The sequence below is a fragment of the Neochlamydia sp. TUME1 genome, assembly GCF_000813645.1.
Lineage (GTDB): Bacteria > Chlamydiota > Chlamydiia > Chlamydiales > Parachlamydiaceae > Neochlamydia.
Genome location: NZ_JRXI01000154.1, coordinates 1 through 1,706, shown reverse-complemented (window position 1 = coordinate 1,706; position 1,706 = coordinate 1). Strand labels below are relative to the sequence as shown.

Below are 1,706 nucleotides of genomic sequence, written 5' to 3'. Positions count from 1 at the left end.
TGGGGAAAAAAAGATAGAATTTACCATGACACCTCGGCCTGTTGAAAAATGTTGGAACAAGAAGTCGATCTTAACTATCTCTAGTTATGATGGCAAGCGCTTAGCAGTGGGCCTAAATACGAGCCTCATTATAACTTATAATCCTGATGATGGAAATTTTTTGACTGAAGCAAACATAGGCTTATTAGCGCCTGTGCGTTTTCTTGTTTTAGATGATAACTATTTTCTTGCCTCTCATTTCCATCCTGAATTCAAGAGCTTTGACCTTTATCAACATACTCCTGCTATAAAATGTTGCGGAACAATATTTCCATTCTTGCCTGACCCATATCCATGGGTAAATTCTTATCATATTCATGCTAGCTACGATGGCCGTGAACTAGCCTTTTGTGATGAACATGGCTGGCTGCATCTATGGGACTTTGCTCATTTGCAAGGAAAGGAGCGTATTTTGGTCGCTCCTCCCGATGCTTAGGAAAGCTATTTGTTTACCTGGAGCGTTTGGCTAATTAAAATAGATTGCAACTGTTCATAAGGACGATAAGAGGAATATTTTCTTTGCATTACTTCTTCGCTAAGCACCTCGGGAGGTTGCGAAGTTGCTTGAAGTTGATTGGCTATAAAATGCCTGAATCCTTCAAGCCTAGTGGAAGAAGAGGGGGCAACCGATAAAGAAATTGAAAAGCCAAAATATGTTTTTGTTTTTTTCGCGCTTGGCTAAGCTTGCTACTATAAAAATCGATTAATTGGTCAGAACTTATAAAGCAAATTTTGGCAAAGTGTGTCTAAAATAATCGTTCATTGGTATAAACAATTCTCCTTCAAAAAGGCAATGGATTGGGCATGAATCAGTTGATATTTAAAATACGCTATTAAATTTTAAATAATAAAGCCCTAAAATTCTACAATAAATCAAAACAAATCTAAATTTATGGTAAATAACATGACACCATTTTCCTTAATCCCTAGTATAAGAATACCTGAAGAAGTACAATTAAAGATTCTTAGCCTTTTAGATGAAAAAGAGTTACCGATTGCAGGCCTTGTTAACAAACATTGGCAGCGAATGGCCCAAGATCCTTCTTTATGGCGGCCTATTTGCCAACGACGCTGGAAAAACCTTAGCCACTCTTCTTCCCCAGGAAAGAACTGGCGAAAAATCTGTAAGAAACAAGCGCAGATGTCAAAAACGATGAGGCTAACGAAAGGCGAATATTCAAAAAACAAATGTAAAGAGACTATCTACAAATTACCTAATTTCTCAGGAAAAATTCTTGCGCTTAAAAGAGAAAAACAATTTGCTTTTATAAAAGCAACAGCAGGTACAGCGCAAATCTATCATTTGGGCGAAAAAAGTTGTCAGTTAGTGTATGATAATGTGAAAGAGGAAAATTCTCGTCTGATTCATTATCAAGAAGGCCATATTATTCAAGTGACGCAAGAAGGGCAGCTCTATCGTTGGAAAGTTAATGAGGCTTTCCCCCAAACTTCTCTCTGTTACCTTGGAAACTTTGAAAATGCTTACTTGGCTCAAAACCATTTATTTTTAGTTAATCCTCATCGCACACAATTTAAAATTGTGGATGTACGCACAGGATTAAGCTACCATAAAAACACCTGTGCACCGATTAGTTTTATCCTCTGCCGAAATAATCAAGCCTTAATCCACTGCCTAGATGGCAGCCTTTATTTTATTAATGATATAG

2 protein-coding genes are annotated in these 1,706 nt (G+C 37.2%); both read left to right on the top strand.

Going from position 1 to position 1,706, the window contains the following annotated elements; translation table 11 throughout:
• A partial coding sequence (locus DB41_RS07570; protein ID WP_039386072.1) for a hypothetical protein occupies window positions 1–475 on the top strand: 475 nt, incomplete at its 5' end.
• 468 nt (window positions 476–943) lie between these two features.
• Window positions 944–1,706: F-box protein (locus DB41_RS07565; protein WP_039386071.1), on the top strand; the 763-nt coding region annotated here is incomplete at its 3' end.